At 66.0% G+C, this 16,843-nt stretch carries 19 protein-coding genes, 5 tRNA genes and 1 riboswitch; of the genes, 17 read left to right on the top strand and 7 right to left on the bottom strand.

The features are described from left to right. Nucleotides 1–79 precede the first annotated feature (79 nt). The 5 genes from ACEPA4_RS07330 to ACEPA4_RS07350 all read left to right on the top strand — a co-directional run bounded on the left by ACEPA4_RS07330 (nt 80) and on the right by ACEPA4_RS07350 (nt 4,780). Nucleotides 80–155, top strand: a tRNA-Gly gene (locus tag ACEPA4_RS07330). 369 nt (nt 156–524) lie between these two features. Further along, on the top strand, nt 525–1,988 hold the full coding sequence (locus ACEPA4_RS07335) for a TolC family protein (protein WP_065179818.1): 1,464 nt from the start codon (nt 525–527) through the stop codon (nt 1,986–1,988). Further along, entirely contained in the window at nt 1,985–3,124 is a 1,140-nt protein-coding gene (locus tag ACEPA4_RS07340; RefSeq protein ID WP_005415989.1) for an ABC transporter permease, read from the top strand. The genes ACEPA4_RS07335 and ACEPA4_RS07340 overlap by 4 nt, the downstream gene beginning before the upstream one ends. 10 nt (nt 3,125–3,134) lie before the next feature. Further along, the gene (locus ACEPA4_RS07345; RefSeq protein ID WP_065179820.1) at nt 3,135–3,863 is read left to right on the top strand and encodes an ABC transporter ATP-binding protein; all 729 of its coding nucleotides are present in this window, start codon (nt 3,135–3,137) and stop codon (nt 3,861–3,863) included. After that, on the top strand, nt 3,860–4,780 hold the full coding sequence (locus tag ACEPA4_RS07350; protein ID WP_065186117.1) for an HlyD family secretion protein: 921 nt from the start codon (nt 3,860–3,862) through the stop codon (nt 4,778–4,780). Before ACEPA4_RS07345 ends, ACEPA4_RS07350 begins: the two co-directional genes overlap by 4 nt. Before the next feature lie 4 nt (nt 4,781–4,784). On the opposite strand, the gene ACEPA4_RS07355 is transcribed toward ACEPA4_RS07350, so the two are convergent. Further along, complete coding sequence (locus ACEPA4_RS07355) at nt 4,785–5,234, bottom strand: hypothetical protein (RefSeq protein ID WP_065179822.1); 450 nt, start codon at nt 5,232–5,234, stop codon at nt 4,785–4,787. Between the two features lie 133 nt (nt 5,235–5,367). Here ACEPA4_RS07355 and ACEPA4_RS07360 point away from each other — a divergent pair. The 5 genes from ACEPA4_RS07360 to ACEPA4_RS07380 all read left to right on the top strand — a co-directional run bounded on the left by ACEPA4_RS07360 (nt 5,368) and on the right by ACEPA4_RS07380 (nt 7,321). Then, a tRNA-Gly gene (locus ACEPA4_RS07360) sits at nt 5,368–5,443 on the top strand. Nucleotides 5,444–5,585: 142 nt separating this feature from the next. Beyond that, nucleotides 5,586–5,661 (top strand) — tRNA-Gly (locus tag ACEPA4_RS07365). A 66-nt stretch (nt 5,662–5,727) separates the two neighbouring features. After that, nucleotides 5,728–5,801, top strand: a tRNA-Cys gene (locus ACEPA4_RS07370). A gap of 117 nt (nt 5,802–5,918) precedes the next feature. Continuing rightward, on the top strand, nt 5,919–6,833 hold the full coding sequence (locus ACEPA4_RS07375; protein WP_139728084.1) for an ADP-ribosylglycohydrolase family protein: 915 nt from the start codon (nt 5,919–5,921) through the stop codon (nt 6,831–6,833). Nucleotides 6,834–7,051: 218 nt separating this feature from the next. After that, the gene (locus ACEPA4_RS07380; protein ID WP_005415995.1) at nt 7,052–7,321 is read left to right on the top strand and encodes a hypothetical protein; all 270 of its coding nucleotides are present in this window, start codon (nt 7,052–7,054) and stop codon (nt 7,319–7,321) included. Between the two features lie 22 nt (nt 7,322–7,343). Here ACEPA4_RS07380 and ACEPA4_RS07385 read toward each other — a convergent pair whose 3' ends face one another. Continuing rightward, on the bottom strand, nt 7,344–8,420 hold the full coding sequence (locus tag ACEPA4_RS07385) for a S9 family peptidase (protein WP_139726951.1): 1,077 nt from the start codon (nt 8,418–8,420) through the stop codon (nt 7,344–7,346). Nucleotides 8,421–8,608: 188 nt separating this feature from the next. Between ACEPA4_RS07385 and ACEPA4_RS07390 the strand changes: the two genes are divergently transcribed. After that, entirely contained in the window at nt 8,609–9,442 is an 834-nt protein-coding gene (locus ACEPA4_RS07390; RefSeq protein ID WP_005415997.1) for an AraC family transcriptional regulator, read from the top strand. Between the two features lie 3 nt (nt 9,443–9,445). On the opposite strand, the gene crcB is transcribed toward ACEPA4_RS07390, so the two are convergent. Together crcB and ACEPA4_RS07400 are read right to left on the bottom strand one after the other, a co-directional pair. Beyond that, entirely contained in the window at nt 9,446–9,838 is a 393-nt protein-coding gene (gene crcB / locus ACEPA4_RS07395) for a fluoride efflux transporter CrcB (RefSeq protein ID WP_139726952.1), read from the bottom strand. Between the two features lie 81 nt (nt 9,839–9,919). Next, nucleotides 9,920–9,983, bottom strand: a riboswitch (Fluoride riboswitch). Nucleotides 9,984–10,005: 22 nt separating this feature from the next. Further along, nucleotides 10,006–10,407, bottom strand: coding sequence for a helix-turn-helix transcriptional regulator (locus ACEPA4_RS07400; RefSeq protein WP_139728086.1), 402 nt, complete (start codon nt 10,405–10,407; stop codon nt 10,006–10,008). Nucleotides 10,408–10,518: 111 nt separating this feature from the next. Between ACEPA4_RS07400 and ACEPA4_RS07405 the strand changes: the two genes are divergently transcribed. Together ACEPA4_RS07405 and ACEPA4_RS07410 are read left to right on the top strand one after the other, a co-directional pair. Next, nucleotides 10,519–10,722 carry a hypothetical protein gene (locus ACEPA4_RS07405; RefSeq protein ID WP_005416000.1) on the top strand — a complete coding sequence of 68 codons (204 nt, stop codon included), beginning with the start codon at nt 10,519–10,521 and terminating at the stop codon, nt 10,720–10,722. A 359-nt stretch (nt 10,723–11,081) separates the two neighbouring features. Continuing rightward, nucleotides 11,082–11,318 carry a hypothetical protein gene (locus tag ACEPA4_RS07410; RefSeq protein WP_005416001.1) on the top strand — a complete coding sequence of 79 codons (237 nt, stop codon included), beginning with the start codon at nt 11,082–11,084 and terminating at the stop codon, nt 11,316–11,318. A gap of 9 nt (nt 11,319–11,327) precedes the next feature. On the opposite strand, the gene ACEPA4_RS07415 is transcribed toward ACEPA4_RS07410, so the two are convergent. Then, a complete protein-coding gene (locus ACEPA4_RS07415) occupies nt 11,328–12,377 on the bottom strand; it encodes a 4Fe-4S dicluster domain-containing protein (protein WP_065179313.1) in 1,050 nt (349 codons plus the stop codon). Continuing rightward, nucleotides 12,374–12,661 (bottom strand): hypothetical protein, encoded by a 288-nt coding sequence (locus ACEPA4_RS07420; protein WP_014036651.1) that lies wholly within the window; start codon nt 12,659–12,661, stop codon nt 12,374–12,376. Before ACEPA4_RS07420 ends, ACEPA4_RS07415 begins: the two co-directional genes overlap by 4 nt. A 179-nt stretch (nt 12,662–12,840) precedes the next feature. Here ACEPA4_RS07420 and ACEPA4_RS07425 point away from each other — a divergent pair, with 179 nt between their 5' ends. Together ACEPA4_RS07425 and hemN are read left to right on the top strand one after the other, a co-directional pair. Then, nucleotides 12,841–13,281 (top strand): group III truncated hemoglobin, encoded by a 441-nt coding sequence (locus ACEPA4_RS07425; protein ID WP_032954077.1) that lies wholly within the window; start codon nt 12,841–12,843, stop codon nt 13,279–13,281. A gap of 44 nt (nt 13,282–13,325) precedes the next feature. Then, entirely contained in the window at nt 13,326–14,735 is a 1,410-nt protein-coding gene (hemN, locus tag ACEPA4_RS07430) for an oxygen-independent coproporphyrinogen III oxidase (protein WP_053500383.1), read from the top strand. 21 nt (nt 14,736–14,756) lie between these two features. Here the strand turns inward: hemN and ACEPA4_RS07435 are convergent. After that, nucleotides 14,757–14,843, bottom strand: a tRNA-Leu gene (locus tag ACEPA4_RS07435). A 130-nt stretch (nt 14,844–14,973) separates the two neighbouring features. On the opposite strand from ACEPA4_RS07435, the gene ACEPA4_RS07440 reads away from it, so the two are divergent. Together ACEPA4_RS07440 and ACEPA4_RS07445 are read left to right on the top strand one after the other, a co-directional pair. Continuing rightward, on the top strand, nt 14,974–15,408 hold the full coding sequence (locus tag ACEPA4_RS07440) for a BLUF domain-containing protein (protein ID WP_005416006.1): 435 nt from the start codon (nt 14,974–14,976) through the stop codon (nt 15,406–15,408). 143 nt (nt 15,409–15,551) lie between these two features. After that, nucleotides 15,552–16,838, top strand: a complete 1,287-nt coding sequence (locus tag ACEPA4_RS07445; protein ID WP_005416007.1) for a nucleotide sugar dehydrogenase — start codon at nt 15,552–15,554, stop codon at nt 16,836–16,838. Nucleotides 16,839–16,843: the final 5 nt, after the last annotated feature.

The raw sequence follows: 16,843 nt of genomic DNA on the forward strand, positions 1-16,843 counted from the left end.
TTCCCGTGAAAATTCCTGTTGACGCCGTGCAGCAATATCGACACAATAGCGCTCCTTCGACGCAGGTCGAACGAAATCTGCGGGAATAGCTCAGTTGGTAGAGCGCAACCTTGCCAAGGTTGAGGTCGCGAGTTCGAGTCTCGTTTCCCGCTCCAGATTCATGAAGAACGCTCCCGAAAGGGGGCGTTTTTCATTTGTCATGATGTTTGCGGCAGGGGCCGCTACAGTCGCGCCACAGCATCTTCATAGCGGGCGTGATATCACTCGCCCGGCGTGACGAATCCGAGGTCAGTGTCGCAATCGGAATGGCGGGACGCATCGGTCGTGGGGACGACCGCAGGCGAGGGAAGCGGAGAGCGCGTCAACAAGACGCAATGGCCTGGATGTTGCACCAGCGTTCCGCGCGTCGCATGCACTGAAAGGCTGGCGAAAGGCCAACACCATCGTTGCCTGAACCGCACGCGTGTTGTGACCGTTTTCGGACCAATTCTCCATGTTCGCTCCACAATCGCACGGTAGCCTTCATGCTCCTTCTACACGTTGGCGGGCTGGTGGTCAGGCGTATCACTCCAGTGGCAGTGCCCAGGACCGGGCGCGGACTCTCCCTGCAAGCATTGCTGCGCCCGGGCGCACTGCTGACCAGCCTGGCGCTGGCAGGTTGCATGTCGGTGCCGGCTCCGGACCTGCCTGATCGCACCCCCAGCACCTGGACCCAGGTGCCGCAGGGCCAGGGCGTGGCGGTGGAGGCCAGGCAGTGGTGGAAGGTGCTGGCCGACCCGGCGCTGGACGGCCTGGTCGATCAAGCCATCGCCGGCAACCTTGATCTGCAGCAGGCCACGTTGCGCCTGCAGGCAGTGCGGATCGTCGCCGGCACCTCGGATTCGCGCTTCCTGCCGGAGATCTCGGCCAGCGCCAAGCAGGTACAGGACGCCGCCGCGGTCGACACCTATTTCCATGCGGGCATCGAAGCGATCTGGGACCTGGGCCTGTTCGGCGCCGCCGAGAGTGCCCATCTCAGCGCGCAGGCCTCGGCCGGTAATGCCGAGGCGTTGCGCAATGCCGCACAAGTGGCGGTGATTGCCGACGTGGTGCGCAGCTATCTGGACCTGACCGTAGCGCAGGCCCAGCAGGATCTGCTGGTCAGACAGCAGGCCGTGGATGATCGCGGCGAACAACTGGCACGGGTTCGCCTGCGCCTGCGCCTGGATGAGCCGGGCGAGCTGGAACGCCTGCGCGCGCGCCAGGCGGCGACCCGGGCAGCGACGGCGCAGGCCCGCGAAAATGCGGACAACGCGGCCCGCGCGCTGGCGCTGCTGCTGGGGCGTGACGGGCCGGATCCCGCCTGGCGCGCGTACCGCGCGCCGCCGAAGCTCGGTGCATTCTCGCTGCAGCAGGTCCCTGCGGATCTGCTGCGCTACCGCCCGCAGATCCTGCTGGCCGAATCAGAGGTGATGCAGGCAGCGGCCAGCAAGGGTTCGGCGCGCGCAGCGATGTATCCACGGGTCAGCCTTGGCGGCTCCATCCTGTACGCGTACAACCTCACCCAGAACGCCCGCTCCAATTCCGATTCGAGCCCGTCGATCGGCCCGTACATCGATATTCCGCTATGGGACTGGGGCCAGCGTCGCGCGCGCTTCCATGCCAATGAAAAGCAGCTGGATGCCGCCTTGCTGGGATATCGCAAGGCGGTGCTGGAAGGCGTGAGCGAAGTGGAAGGCGCGCTGGGCAGCCTGGCGCGGCAGGACAGCAGCATCCAGTCGTTGCGCGCGGCCAACGACGCCGCCGGGCAGCAGGTCAAGCGCCAGGCGCGGCAGGTGCAGCTGGGTCTGTCCAGCGAGTTCGATGGACTCGACACGCAACGCGCCGCACTCGCCTCGCAGGCTGATCTGATCGCTGCGCAGGGTGCGCGCGTTCTGGCCTTTGCATCGCTGTACCGCGCCCTCGGCGGCGCCCCGCTGCCTGCCGAGGGTGAGGGCGAGCCACAATGATCGCACTCGCCCGCAAGACCCTGGCCTATGAGTGGCGCCGGTTCCTGCCGGTGGTGCTGGCGATGTGTTTTGCCGGTGTGCTGTTGATCGTGCAGGCCGCACTGGTGCTGGGCATCTTCGGTACCGCTGCGATCTATGTGAAAGCGTCCTCGGCTGATATCTGGGCTGGTTTCCCCGGCACCCAGAGTGTGAATTACGGCCATGCAATCAGCGCGGATGTGGAAAGCCATCTACGCATGGACCCGGATGTCACCCGCGTCGAGCCCTACGAGTGGGTCGATGGCGAATGGCGATCCGGCGCGCAGGGCACCGGCAATGTGTCGGTGTACCTGTCCGGTATCTCCACCCGGGACGATGCGATGATGTTCGCGCGCATCCTCCCTGCCAACCTGCGCGCGCAGCTGCGCGAGCCGGGTGCGGTGATCGTCGACAGCGCCGATCTGGATACGCTGGGCGTGGACCTGCAGAACAACCGTGCCTGGATCAATGGCAAGGCGGTGCGCGTGGTCGCTGCACAACCGGGCCTGCGGGGCCTGGGCGGCGTCAACGTGCTGGCCTCGCTGGATACTGCGCGTGCCATCGCCGGTACCGACCCACATGAGGGCAGTACCTACTTCGTGGCGGGCCTGCGCTCGCCGGACCTGGCCGGTCGTGTGCGTGACCGCTTGTCCGCGTCGATGGGCCGGGCCACGCCGGTCGAGTTCTGGACCGCGCCGGAATTCGCCAGCCGCTCTCAGCAGTACTGGTTGTTCGATACCGGCGCGGGCATCGCGGTGTTGTTCATGGCCGTCATCGTCTGCTTCGTCGGCGCGGTGATCACCAACCAGTCGTTCGCGTCGGTGGTGGCTGGCTCAGTGCGCGAGTACGCCACGCTCAATGCGCTCGGTGCCGGTCGCTACGCGCTGGCGCGGGTGGTGTTCGAGCAGGCCTTGCTGATCGGCGGCGTGGGCATGTTGCTGGCGGCAGCCTTCAGCACGGTGGTGCTGTTGATCGCGCAGACCCAGCGCGTGCCGGTGCAGCTGACACCGATGGTGATCCTCGGCTGCGTGGCGCTGGTGGCGGTGATGGCCATGCTCTCCAGCATCATGGCGGTGCGCAGTGTCGTCCGCTCCGATCCATCGTTGCTGCTGCGTTGAGGACCGGCCGATGACTTCTACACGCGCCGTCGCTCCGACCCTGCGGGCCGACGCATTGGAAAAAGGCTTCATGTCCGGTGATGTGCAGGTGCCGGTGCTGCGCGGCCTGTCGCTGGACATCTATCCCGGCGAGCTGACCCTGGTGTCGGGCCCGTCCGGCTGCGGCAAGAGCACGCTGCTGTCGCTGCTGTCCGGCCTGTCCGCACCCGATGGCGGTCGCGTGCACGCGCTGGGCCAGGACGTGGGCCACATGACCCGCAGTGAAGTGGAGCGTTTCCGCCTGCACCATGTCGGCTTCGTGTTCCAGGGCTTCAACCTGTTCCCGGCACTGACCGCGCTGGAGCAGGTGCAGCTGCCACTGGGCTACCGCGGCATGCGCAATCGCGAAAGCGAGCCGCTGGCCCGCAAGGCGCTGGAAGAAGTCGGCCTCGGCCATCGAAGCCACATGCGCCCGGCGCAGCTGTCCGGTGGCGAGAAACAGCGCGTGGCGGTTGCCCGCGCGTTTGCCAAGTCGCCGACCCTGATCTTCGCAGACGAACCCACCAGCGCGCTGGATGCCGAGAACGGCCAGCGCGTGATCGACATCCTGCATCGATACGCGCGTGCGCATGGCGCCACCGTGCTGTGCGTGAGCCACGATCCGCGCCTGATCCGGCATGCCGATCGGGTGATCGCCATGGAAGACGGCATGGTCCGTGATGACCGCCGCCAGAACGAAACCGTAGAGTCCGCCCCATGACCAAGACGTCGCATCTGCTTCCCCTCAGCCTGGCCCTGTCCGCGGCACTGCTGCTCGGCGCCTGTTCCAGGGAAGCGCCTACCGCTGCATCGGCCCCCTCAGGCAAGGAGGGTACTGCCGCCGCCGGCAAGGTCGCCGTGGCGCGTGGCATCATTGACGTCGAAGGTGGCCTGATCGCACTGGCGCCGCCGGTGGATGGCTCGATCACTGCAGCGCCGGTGAAGGAAGGCGCCACGGTGAAGAAGGGGCAGTTGCTGCTGTCGCTGGATGGTGCCCTGCTGCAGCAGGAGGTGGCGATGGCCACCGCCGATCTGGCCTTGGCCAATGACCGCCTGAAGGGCAGCCAGGCGCAGCTGCGCGAACTGGAGCGCAGCGCCATCCGTCTGTCCACGGGCGCCAGCGAAGGCGTGTCCTCGAACCAGCAGGCCGATGCGGCCAAACAGCAGTTGGCTGCTGTGCGTGCCGATGTCGACGTGGCCGGTGCGCAGGTCGACATGGCGCAGCACAAGCTGGAGCACGCGAAGCTGAGACTGCAGCAGATGTCGTTGAGCGCGCCGGAAGCCGGCACCGTGGTCGGCCAGGTGCCGGGCGTCGGCGCCTTCGTGCAGGCCGGCAAGCCGGCGATCTCGTTGTTGCCGGCGCGCCCGCTGCAGGTGCGTGCCGAACTCAGCGCCGCCTACGCCGATGCCGTGCAGGTGGGCATGAGGGCTACTGTCGTGCCGGACAGTGATGGTGCGGAGAACATGGGCACGCTGCCGCCTGCACGCGTGGTGCGCATCAGTCCGGTGTTTGCGCAGGCACGCCTGCCTGAAGATGCAGGACGTGGCATGGCCAAGGTGGTGGAGTGCGTGTTGGAGTTCGACGGGCAAGCCAAGGCGCGCTTCGGCCAGCACGTGCGGGTGGAGTTCCGGAAGTAAGCCTCTAGCGCTGCGGCGGGGGAGTCTGTGGTGACCCGCGCCGCCAGAGCGCCCGCCACGCGCTCACCGCCGACACCACGCACAGCGCCAGCAGCAATCCCACGTCCAGCAGCAGCAACCACAGCAGGTGCATGCCTTGTACCGGCGGCTGGTGCATCGCCGACAGCATCCACGGTATCGACCACACCAGCAGCAGGGCGAAGGCGATCAGCAGGCGCAGCCACAGGCGTTTGAGTTTCCACGGGCGCACGATCAGTGCCGCCACCACCAGTTCAACCGTGCCCAGCAACGCGAACACGATGACGGTGCTGGTCGGATAGGGCAGCTGGGCGCCTTCCAGGCGATGCAGCAGCCAGTAGTCCGGAGTGAAGCCAGCATTGACAAGTGCGGCGATCAGCGCCAACCAGGTCAGCGCGACCAGCAACCAGAACAGGCGGACGTAGCGTCTCGGCATCGGGGGTGTCCGTGCTTGGGCGGGGCAGCGTAACCCAGTGCGGACGCCCGTGACCGCATGATGTGAAGACTGTTGACGGCGTGAAGGAATTTGGACACAATAGCGCTCCTTCGACGCAGGTCGAATGGAATCTGCGGGAATAGCTCAGTTGGTAGAGCGCAACCTTGCCAAGGTTGAGGTCGCGAGTTCGAGTCTCGTTTCCCGCTCCAGATTCTACAGGGCCCCGGTAGGGGCCTTGTTTTTCTCCCGCCACGGCAAGGCGGGGCACGTTGGGCCACAAGGCTTTACGCGCAGTCAGAAAAGTGAAATCGCTGGTGTGTTTTCCGGATTTCCGGTAGCATGTCGGCTTACGCGGGAATAGCTCAGTTGGTAGAGCGCAACCTTGCCAAGGTTGAGGTCGCGAGTTCGAGTCTCGTTTCCCGCTCCATGTTCCGACAGGCCCCATCTTGGGGTTTTGTCTTGTCAGGGCTAGGTTCCTGGCGCGCAGTACGTTGGCCTCATGGCAGAGTGGCTATGCACCGGATTGCAAATCCGTTTACAGCGGTTCGATTCCGCTTGAGGCCTCCAATTGAAAAGCCCTGACTCCGGTCAGGGCTTTTTTGTTTGGCTGCGATCGATTCCCCGCTCGCGCGATCACCGCTCGGCAGTCAGTCATGGCAGATGCGGTGGCGCTACACTCGTGTGATGAACCAGATTGATCACTTCCGCGGCGCCTTGCTCGGCCTCGCGTGCGGCGATGCCGTCGGTACCACGCTGGAGTTCAAGCCTCGTGGCAGCTTCACCCCGATCACCGACATGGTGGGTGGTGGGCCGTTCCAGCTGCAGCCGGGGCAATGGACCGACGATACCTCCATGGCGATGTGCCTGGCCGAGAGCCTGGTGCGTTGTGACACCTTCGATGTGCACGATCAGATGAACCGCTACGCCAACTGGTACCAGCATGGGTACTGGAGTGCGACCGGCGAGTGCTTCGATATCGGTATGGCAACGCGGGCTGCCATCGACCGGTTCCTGCAGGACGGCCAACCGCTGGCGGGTAGTGACGACCCACGCAGCGCTGGCAATGGCTCGATCATGCGTTTGGCGCCGGTGGCATTGCGCTACGCCGGGACTCCCGACCTGCAGGCCATGGCCGAGCTGAGTTCGCGAACGACGCACGCTGCGCAGGAGTGCCTGGAGGCGTGCCGCTTGCTGGCGGTCGCGCTGGAGCGGGCGTTGGCAGGTGGCACCCGTGACGCGGTGCTGGATCTCAGCAATGTCCCTGTCGAGAGCGCGCGGCTGCGGCAGATCGCGGCGGGCGGCTACCGCGGTGCCGCGCGTGAGCAGATCCGTGGCAATGGCTATGTTGTCGACAGTCTGGAAGCTGCACTCTGGTGCTTTGATCGCCACGACACCTTTGAAGCCGTCGTACTCGAGGCGGCCAATCTTGGCGAGGACGCCGACACCACGGCCGCCATTGCGGGGCAGCTGGCGGGCGCATTCCATGGTGCGCGCGGAATCCCCGGGCGGTGGTTGCAGCGGCTGGCCCTGCGTGCCGAAATCCAGGCGCTGGCCGATGCGCTGCACGCCTTGAACCAGGGCAGCGACCGCGCTGCGTGAGTCGGGTTCCCTGCCTGTGAACTGCGCCGGCAGGATGCTCCCTGCCGCCGCCATTTCCGACGCCGCGCTGCTTCACCTGCAGCAGTCCGCCACGCCCCGGTCACCAGTCTCAGCGGGCCACGACATGGAAAGGCGCTATGGTCGAGTTCCACGTCTCAGGGAGCCGCAATGGCGAGCAAGGACATCACGCGTCGTTCCAGCCACGGAGCGAAACGGAAATGAGCAAAGTCACGGCAGATGTGCGCTGGTTGACCTTCCGCTTGAAGAACGGGCAATCCATTGGCCCTGATCGGCTGAAGGACGGATGGGTCATCGCCTCGGAAACCGCCCGCTGCGGGGTGCGCCGCGAGCATATCGAAGGGTCGGGCCTGGTGTATGCCCTGTACGCGCCGGCCAACCTGGCCTCACCACGGCGCGCGGAAATGCGCATGCGCGAATTCCTGATGAGCTCGGGCTACACCTTCACGATGGGCACGCTGGGCGGCTGAGCTGCGCGCGGGCCGCGATTGCTCAACGCTGCGCGGCCTTCAACGCCTCGATGATCTGCGCGCCGGAGAAGCCACAATGGCCTTCGCCAACGGGCGGCAGCACCTGTGGCAGCGGACGGGCGCCGGCCCGTGCGGCCGTCTGCGGATACACTGTCTGCATGCGCGGCACGATCGTCGGGTCGTTGTTGTTGAACTGGATCACCAGCGGTCGCCTCAACGCACCGCTCAATGCCAGCTCCCTGCGGACAGCGGCCTGCGCGGCAGGCACGGCATCGATACGTTGTACGCCCGCATTGAACGCCATGTCGTCACCGAAGCCGCTGTAAGCCACACCTCTGTTGCCCACCGGCATGCCGCCACTGCGCGTGGCCAGTTCGTGCAGTACCAGTGCATGCAGGCTGATCGTGCCGGCCAGTGCATCAGCGGACACCTGCAGCCGCTGTGCCAGCAACGCGGCATGCGACGGGCTGCGTTGCAGCGCATTGGAGATGCCCTGGTACAGTTCGCCCTGTGACAGCGCAGCCGCTTCGCGTGAGACCAGTCCCGCAGCCGGCAGGCCTTCGGCCTTGGCAAAGAAGTAATCGAAAGCGACCAGCGTGGTCAGCAGATCACTCGCGATCTGTTCGCCACTGAGATTGGCGCCGCATAGCGACACACCACCGGCGTAGTGTTGCGGGAACCGCTCGAGGCTGGCGAGGGTCACGGCGCCGCCCATCGAAAATCCCAGCATCCAGACATGGCGCACATGCTTGAGTTCAGCCACTACATGCCGGCGCAGGCGTTCCATGTCGGTGATCGCATCGGCCACCGCCCAGCCCTGGCTGGCATAGGCGCTCTGCGCGACGGCGTAGCCTGCAGCCAGCAGTGGCGCGGTGCCGTCATTGGCGGCCATCGGCGTAGCACGTGGCACGCCTACCGGCTCGTAGCCGTGCGCCAGCATCACCAGGTCACCGTTCCAGTCGGCCGGCACGTCCAGGCGCCACGGCGCGCCCTGCAGCTCGCCGCTCAGCGTGCGTGCCGCCGTTGGCGCTGACGCCAGCAAGGTCGTCGAAGGCAGCAGCAGGCCGAGGGCGAGGGCGCATCGAAGCAGGGCGGGCATCGGGGTCATTCCATGCGGGAATGACCCCGAGCATAGATGCCAGCGAAATGTTGCGCGCGCTGCACTGCCGCAGGAAGGGCGGGCTGGGGGGGGGGCACCCGCTCCCCGAGTTGATCACGTCCGCTACGGGGGTGATTCCGATACGATGTGTCGCCTTGATCTCTTTCTACTTTACCCAGGGTCCCGTCATGGTCGACCGTCTCGCCATTCTGCTTGAACGCTTTGCGGTTACCGCCTCGGTGTTCCATGCCGGCGCGCTGTGCGGCATCAACTCGCTGGCGGGCGAGGATGACGCTGGGCAGCTGCATCTGGTGCGACGTGGCCCGTTGCAGGTCAGCCATGGCCAGCAGACCGTCCAGGTCGAGGTGCCGAGCCTGCTGCTGTACCCACGGCCGATGCCGCATCGGTTCAGCACCGATCCGCAGCACGGCGCCGACATGGCCTGCGCTAATCTGCATTTCGAGGGCGGGCGGCTCAACCCGATCAGCGCGGCGTTGCCCGATTTCATCTGCCTGCCGCTGGCCGATCTCTACGGCGGCAACGCAGCGCTGGAGCTGCTGTTCGAAGAAGCCTTTGAGCAGCGCTGCGGGCGTGCGGCGATGGTCAACCGGCTGTTCGAGGTGGTGATGATCCAGGTGCTGCGGCAGCTGATGGAAGGGGGCGAGATGCGTGGTGGCCTGTTTGCCGGGCTGGGGCATCCGCGGCTGCGGCTGGCGCTGGTGGCGATGCATGAGGCGCCCGCACAGTCCTGGACCCTGGAAGACCTGGCCGAGGTGGCCGGCATGTCACGCAGCGTATTTGCTGCCAGTTTCCGTGAGGCGATGGGCACCACCCCGGGCCAGTACCTGCAGGGCTGGCGGGTGGGCCTGGCGCAGCAGGCACTGCGTCAGGGGCGCCCGTTGAAGCGGATCGCTGATGACGTTGGCTATGGTAGCGAAGCCGCGCTGTCGCGCGCATTCAAGGCACATACCGGGCAGTCGCCGCGGGAGTGGCGCGGACAGGCCCGCGCCGGCGCGGGCTGAGCCTCAGCCCAGCACCAGCCGGGCCAGTTTCATGCCACCGAACAGGCCAACCAGGCCCAGTGCCACCGAACCGCCGGCGTACAACGCTGCCAGGCCATGCTGGCCGCGCTGCAGCAGCAGACCGATTTCCAGCGCGTAGGTGGAGAACGTGGTGTAGCCGCCGAGGACGCCGGTGGCCAGCAGAAGGCGCAGCTGCGGCGACGCGCCATTGCGCAGGGCGAAGGCTTCGACCAGCGCGCCCATCAGCAGTGCACCGCTGATGTTGATCAGGAAGGTCGACCACGGCCACGGGTTGCCGACCGCTACCCGCGTACCGATCAGGTTGCAGGCATGGCGAAGGCAGGCGCCGAGCCCGCCGCCGACGAAGACCAGCAGATAATTGTTCAGTGCGTGCATCACATGCCTCGGTTGCGGGTTCGCTGATTTGATGGCGAACGCCGACGGCAGGCACGGCCCGCCATCGACGAAGACCGGTTCGTCCTGGCAGGAGCCATCAGCCCTTTCGGGCGGTTATCGGGGGAGCCCCATCCCCATCCGCGACCATGCTACCAGTGGTAGTGCATTCACGTCATCGAGGTCGTCAGCACCCGGATGACCTTGCCGCGGCTGAAGCCGTCCATCAGCAGTTCGAAGGCCAGCAGGTCCAGGGCCGCGTGGCGGCGATGGTCGATCTGCAATCCCTTCTCCTCCACCAGATGGCTGACCAGTTCGTAGGCGTCCTGCCAGACATCCAGGTGGGCCTGGCTGGGGATATAGGTATTGCCCCGCTCACCGACGCCAAGCCCGCTCACGCCGTACAGCAGTTCACGCGCGTCCAGTTTGGCCGCATCGGCGATGCGGAACAGCTGTTCGGCCTTCACATGGGCGGGGCTGACATGGTCGTTGAGCCAGTTGCTGATGGTTGCCGTCGTCGAATCGGCGGCGCGGGCCAGATCGGCCGGGCGAGGGTGCCCGGCTTTCTTCATGGCAATGGCGAGTCGTTGGCCGAGAGTATTCATCTATGCAAGCCAGCTTAACGCGTGGATCGCAAAGTTCCCTTGTTCCAAGAATAAGTCTGGTTAACAGAAGGACCGACCGTGACCGAATTCTGGAGCAAGGGGCAGGTACGCGCCCGGCTGGGTTTCCGGACCGATGCCGAACTGGCGCGCTTTTTTGGCATAAGCCGATCTGCCGTGTCGCAATGGCCCAAGAACTTCCCGATTCCTGCGCTACGCCAATACATCCTGCATCAGCGCTATCCCAACCTGTTCCCCGCGACTGAGGATACGCAGGGCGAGTAAGCCTCAACTGCGCCGCCTTTTGTCGCATATAGCACCCTAAGCGGCATTTGCTAAGTATGCTTAGCAACATTGGAAACTTCGATGAAACGGGGCTGGCCCATCAATGGCGCCTACCAGGGCGGGACCGGGGAAATCGGGGCAGTGTGTCGGGTCCGACCCATCCGGGCACCCCGTGTCCCCGTATGTGGTTTCGTGAACGATTAATAATTTCGATCACGAAAGTCGCGGTATGTAATTGACCTGTCGTGAAATCTATGACTAATTGGGATCAACCGGACGTGAAGCCCGGGAGTCTTTCAGTAGCTCGCAAGTGAGTCGGTAGACCGTCAACGATGCAGAACAAGTCCAACGGAGGTCGTATGGAATACGGCATGCATGGCTTGGCTGAACGGGTACGCCGCGAACTGGAAGCCAGTTATCACAAACACGGATGCGGTCCGGCGTTCTGGGATACCTATCAGCAGGTGCTGGACCGCCTGGTCCCGCAGGGGACCGAGCGTACCGAAGTCACCAATGAAATGGCGCTGATCATCGAGCAGCTGGGCATCGTCCGACGTGCGCAGCTGGTGCCGCCGCACGCCAACGGGCCGCGTTGATCTGTTGATTCAAAGCAGGCGCCAGGCGCCGCAGGCCAACAGCGCCAGCAGTATCGACAGCAGTGCCAGGGTCCGCGGTCGCCACCATTGCCGCGGTTGCCCGGCCATGGCCTGCGGACTGCAGTAGCGCACCAGCCCCGGGCCGAAACCGGCCTGGTGCTGCTGCCGCGAGCAGGCCTCCAGGCAGGCGCCGCAGGCCAGGCAATCGGCCTGAGGTCCCTGGCGGATATCCAGTTGCATCGGGCAGGCGCTGACACAGGCAGCGCAATCGGTGCAGTCGCCCAGGCGGTCGGCGCTGAAGGTGGGCATCGGTCCGGCCAGCAGCGGATGTGCAGCGCGGAACACGTAGTCCTGTGCGGTGGTCGGGTCGAGCAGGCCACGGCCGCGTCCGAGCACGCCCCCCAGCCCCGACGGACGCATGCCGCGCGGTTCGCCGCGGCGCGCGTCGTACAACATGCGGGGTGTATGCGGATCGGTCAGCAGCGGCTGCAGGCGCGCGAACGGGCACAGCGAACGGCACACCTGCTCGCGCAGGAAGCCGGCATTGCCCCAGGTGGCGGCGGCATAGAACAGCACCCAGAACGTTTCCCAGCCGCTCCAGCCGGCATGCGGCGCGGCGGCCACCAGTTCTTCGATCGGGCTGAACAGACCGACGAACGTGATGCCGGTCCACAGCGACAGCAGCCCCCATGCCACCTGGGTGGCAGGGCGCACGGCGGGCGCTGGCAAGGCCCGGGCCATGGCGCGCGCAATCCAGTCGAAGGCGCGGCGCCATAGCGTCTGTGGGCAGGCGTGGCCGCACCAGATGCGGCCGACGAGGTGGGTGAGCAGCGCGAGGCCCACCGCCAGCACCGCCAGCAACCCTATCAGCACGCCAACATCGCCGGGCCACAATGTCCAGCCAAACAGGTCAAAGCGCCGTGCGTTGATGTCCAGCAGCAGGGCCTGCCGCCCATTCCAGCGCAGCCATGGCAGGGCATAGAACAAGGCCAGCAAGAGCATGCTGAGTGCGGCGCGCCAATGCCAGCGGCGTGGGATTCCGGTGCAGGCCGTACTCATCCCAGCGGCAGCTCGTCGTCGTCGTCGCTTGGCATCGGTCGCTGCAGGTACCAAGTGACCGCGCTGGACAGTGCGGTCACCGACCAGAACATGAAGAATCCTGCCGTATAGCCCAGTTCGCGGCTGATCGCCGTACCCGGAAAGCTGATCGCCTGCAGACGCAGCGGGTCGACAAAGGCGAAGAACACCACGCTGGCCAGGCCTGCAGCGATGAAGCTGGGCCAGAGGATGGCGCCCCAGTGCTGGATCAGCTGCTGGCGGCGGCTGGGAGAGGGTCTGTTCATGCTGTCCCGGGTCGGAATGAGGGCGGCGCGTATACTCCGCCGAGGCTGGCGCAGCATCCGCAGGGCATGCTTCCTGCAGGAATGCCAGACTAGGTGCAGCGGACTGCGCCGACATTGATCTGGATCAACGGCGGTGCCGGCCGGCTACGGCACACTGCCGGCAAGCTTTGGATACCCCGATGAACGCAATATCGCCGCCTGTCCTGCCCGTCGCCTCGCCCGGGCTGTGCACTGAGCAGGAAGTGACCCGCCTGGTCCACGACTTCTATGCACGCGTGCGCGAGGAGGAGCGGTTGGGGCCTGTGTTCGAGGCACACGTCCACGACTGGCCGGAACATCTGGCGCAGCTGGTCGATTTCTGGTCGGCAATGCTGCGCGGCACGCGCCGCTTCAAGGGCTCGCCGATGTCCAAGCACATGGCCATCGAGCTGGACAAGGACCTGTTCGACCGCTGGCTGGTGCTGTTCCGGATCACCACCGCCGAGTGCGGCAACCCGCCCATGCAGGCGCTGGCCAACGACGTGGCCGCGCGCATCGGTGACACCTTCTGGAAGCGCTACCAGATGCTGCGCTGGCCGCAGGTCGGCCTGCCGGTGCTGGAAATCCCCACCCGCGATTGATCTGGGTCAAGGCGGTGGCGTCCGCCCGGCGCGATGCTGGCGGCATGGACACGTTCTCACCCGCCGCCGGCGGTCTTGCCTGGACCTTCGACCCCGACCTGCTGCGCCGGCATGACCGGCCGGGGCCGCGCTACACCTCGTATCCGACCGCGCCTCACTTCCACGATGGCTTCGATGCGCCGGCGCTGCGCCAGGCAATCGCCGACAGCAACCAGCTGGCCCGCGCGCTGTCGCTGTACGTGCATGTACCGTTCTGCTCCAGTCCCTGCTTCTACTGCGGCTGCAACCGGGTGATCACCCGCGACCGCGGCCGTGGCCACAGCTACGTCGCGCGCGTGCTGGCCGAGGCCGACCTGCTGGCGCCGCAGTTCGAGGACGGCCGTGAAGTCATCCAGCTGCACCTGGGCGGTGGCACGCCGAATTTCCTCGAGGCCGAGGCGATGACCACGCTGGTGGAAGGGCTGCGCCGGCGCTTCGATTTCAGCGATTCACCGCAGCGCGATTTCTCGATCGAACTCGATCCGCGCTTCATCGATACCCGCGATGTCGCCATGCTGGCGCGGCTGGGCTTCAACCGCGCCAGCCTGGGCGTGCAGGATTTCGACCCACAGGTACAGGAAGCGATCAACCGCGTGCAGGGCGTGCAGCAGACGCTGGACATCCTGCAGGCCTGCCGCGACAGCGGCATGCGTTCGGTCAACGTCGACCTGATCTATGGGCTGCCGGGACAGAGCCTGGAAGGGTTTGGCCGCACCCTGGAACGGGTGCTGGCATTGCGCCCGGATCGCCTGGCGGTGTACGGCTACGCACACCTGCCGCATCTGTTCCGCGCACAGAAGCAGATCGACGAACGCCGCTTGCCTTCGCCGGAAGACAAGCTGGCGCTGCTGGGCCTGGCGGTGGAGAGGCTCTCCACTGCGGGCTACCAGTACATCGGCATGGATCACTTCGCACTGCCGGAAGAAGATCTGTCACGCGCGCAGCGCGCCGGGCAGCTGCATCGCAATTTCATGGGCTATACCACCCACGCCGATACCGATCTGCTCGGCCTGGGCGTGAGTGCGATCAGCCACATCGGTGCCACCTACAGCCAGAATCCGCGCGACCTGCCGTCATGGGAGGATGCCGTGGACCAGGGGCAGTTGCCGGTGTGGCGCGGCGTGGCGCTCAGCGCCGACGACCAGCTGCGCGCAGAACTGATCCAGCAGCTGATGTGCCAGGGCGAAGTGGACGGTGCGGTGCTGGGCCAGCGCCATGGCGTGGATTTCGAGCAGTACTTCGCCGAAGACCTGCGTTCGGTGCAGCGGCTGCAGGAGGACGGTCTGGCCGAGTACCGTGACGGTGTAGTGCGCGCCAGCGAGCCTGGACGGCCGTTGCTGCGGCTGCTGGCGATGTGCTTCGACCCGTACCTGCGTGCGGCCTGCGAGCAGCCGCGCTACTCGCGTGCGATCTGACGTTCGTCGTGAAAAGTGCGATGGTGCCCGGAGCCGGAATCGAACCGGCATGGGGTTGCCCCCGGCGGATTTTAAGTCCGATGCGTCTACCAGTTTCGCCATCCGGGCCTGCAGCGCGGCGCCGATTGTAGCCCAGCTGCGGAATCCCGACCGGATTGCAGTGGAGCGGCGGTGTGCTTAACTGTCGCTCCCATTCATGTCATAGTCCAAAGCATCGTTCCCAGGGGGGAGCCACCCGATGTCGCTGCACGCGATTGCCTATGCCAGCGAGGCCCGCGCCGACCTGCAGACAACCGATCTTGACCGCCTGCTGGCCGATGCCACCGCATTCAACCGAGTAGCCGGTGTCACGGGTGTGCTGATGTTCGATGGCAGCCGTTTCCTGCAGTACCTGGAAGGCCCGGAGGATGGCATCGATTCGGTGTACCAGCGCATCGCCAATGCGCGCAGCCATGGACAACTGAAGGTGCTGTGCCGCGCGCCGGTGGCGCAGCGGGCATTCCCGCGCTGGTCGATGGGGACCCGGCGCATTGAGGCAGAACTGCTGGTACAGATCGTCGACGCCTCATGGCCGGGCTTCGTGCTTGGCTGCGGTGGCTTCGAGCGCCTGCTGCAGGCCTGGACCGGCGCCGATGGTGAACTGGAGCCGGCCGCGGTCGCACTGGGCTCCTGACCCCACCTTGGCGGCCGGGCACCCGGGCCGTTAGGCTGTAGCCTTTCTGGCATGGATCTTCCCGGAGTGGCAAAGCGAATGAGTAGGTCGGCCATGCCCATGGCAGTACGCATGCGATTTCAGCCGTTGCATGGGATGCGGCGTTGAGCGCGCCGCTTGCGGCAGCAGCGGCGCCGCGCTTCGCGGTGATCGGGCTGGGCTACGTGGGCCTGCCGCTGGCGGTGGCCTTCGGCCGGCACTGGCCCACGCTGGGCTTCGACATCGATGCTGATCGCATCGCCGAGCTCCGCGACGGCCAGGACCATACGCTGGAAATGGAGGCCGATGAGCTGGCCAGTGCACAGCAGTTGCAGTACGGCAGCGATCCGGCATTGCTCGATGCCTGCAATGTCTACATCGTTACCGTGCCGACCCCGATCGACGCCTATGAGCAGCCCGATCTGGAGCCGCTGCGTTCGGCAACGCGGCTGATCGCCAGCCACCTGCGTGCGGGTGACCTGGTGATCTACGAATCCACGGTCTACCCCGGCACCACCGAAGAGGTCTGCGTGCCGTTGCTGGAGCAGCTTTCCGGGCTGCGCTTCAACGAAGACTTCTACTGTGGTTACAGCCCGGAGCGGGTCAGCCCCGGCGACCGCCAGCGGCGCCTGGCCGATATCCGCAAGATCACCTCGGGGTCGACACCGGAAGTGGCTGCGGTGATTGATGGCCTCTACCAGCGCATCATCGCCGCCGGCACCTTCCCGGCGCCGTCAATGCGTGTGGCCGAAGCGGCCAAGGTGGTGGAGAACATCCAGCGTGACGTCAACATCGCGCTGGTCAATGAGCTGGCGCTGATCTTCGACCGGCTCGGCATCGACACCCAGGATGTGCTCGACGCCGCCGGCAGCAAGTGGAACTTCCTGCCATTCCGGCCGGGCCTGGTCGGCGGCCACTGCATCGGCGTGGACCCGTACTACCTGCTGCACAAGTCCGAGAGCGTGGGCTACCACCCGGACCTGATCCACACCGCGCGGCAGGTCAACAACCGCGTCGGCGAGCATGTGGCGTCGCGTGTGCTGGCAATGCTGGCCGAACGTGGCCGCGTACCTGCGCAGTCGCGTATCCTGGTGCTGGGCGTGACCTTCAAGGAGGATTGCCCGGACCTGCGCAACAGCCGCGCGCTGGAACTGGCGCAGCGCCTGCGTGATGCCGGCGCACAGGTGGAGGTCAGCGACCCGTGGGTCGGCCCGGCGGCATTGGCCGACGCGGGCGTGCACTGGCTGGCCGAGCCGGTGGCGGGGAGTTACGACGCCGTAGTCCTGGCAGTGGCCCATGCCCGATTCAAAGCCATGGATGACGCCGCAATCCAGGCGCTGCTGGCACCCGGCGGCATCGTCTACGACGTGAAATCGGCCTGGCCGCGCAATGTGGTTGACGGTCGCCTGTAAACGCC

Origin of the sequence: Stenotrophomonas sp. P2112, from assembly GCF_041897515.1 — a bacterium.
Lineage (GTDB): Bacteria > Pseudomonadota > Gammaproteobacteria > Xanthomonadales > Xanthomonadaceae > Stenotrophomonas > Stenotrophomonas sepilia.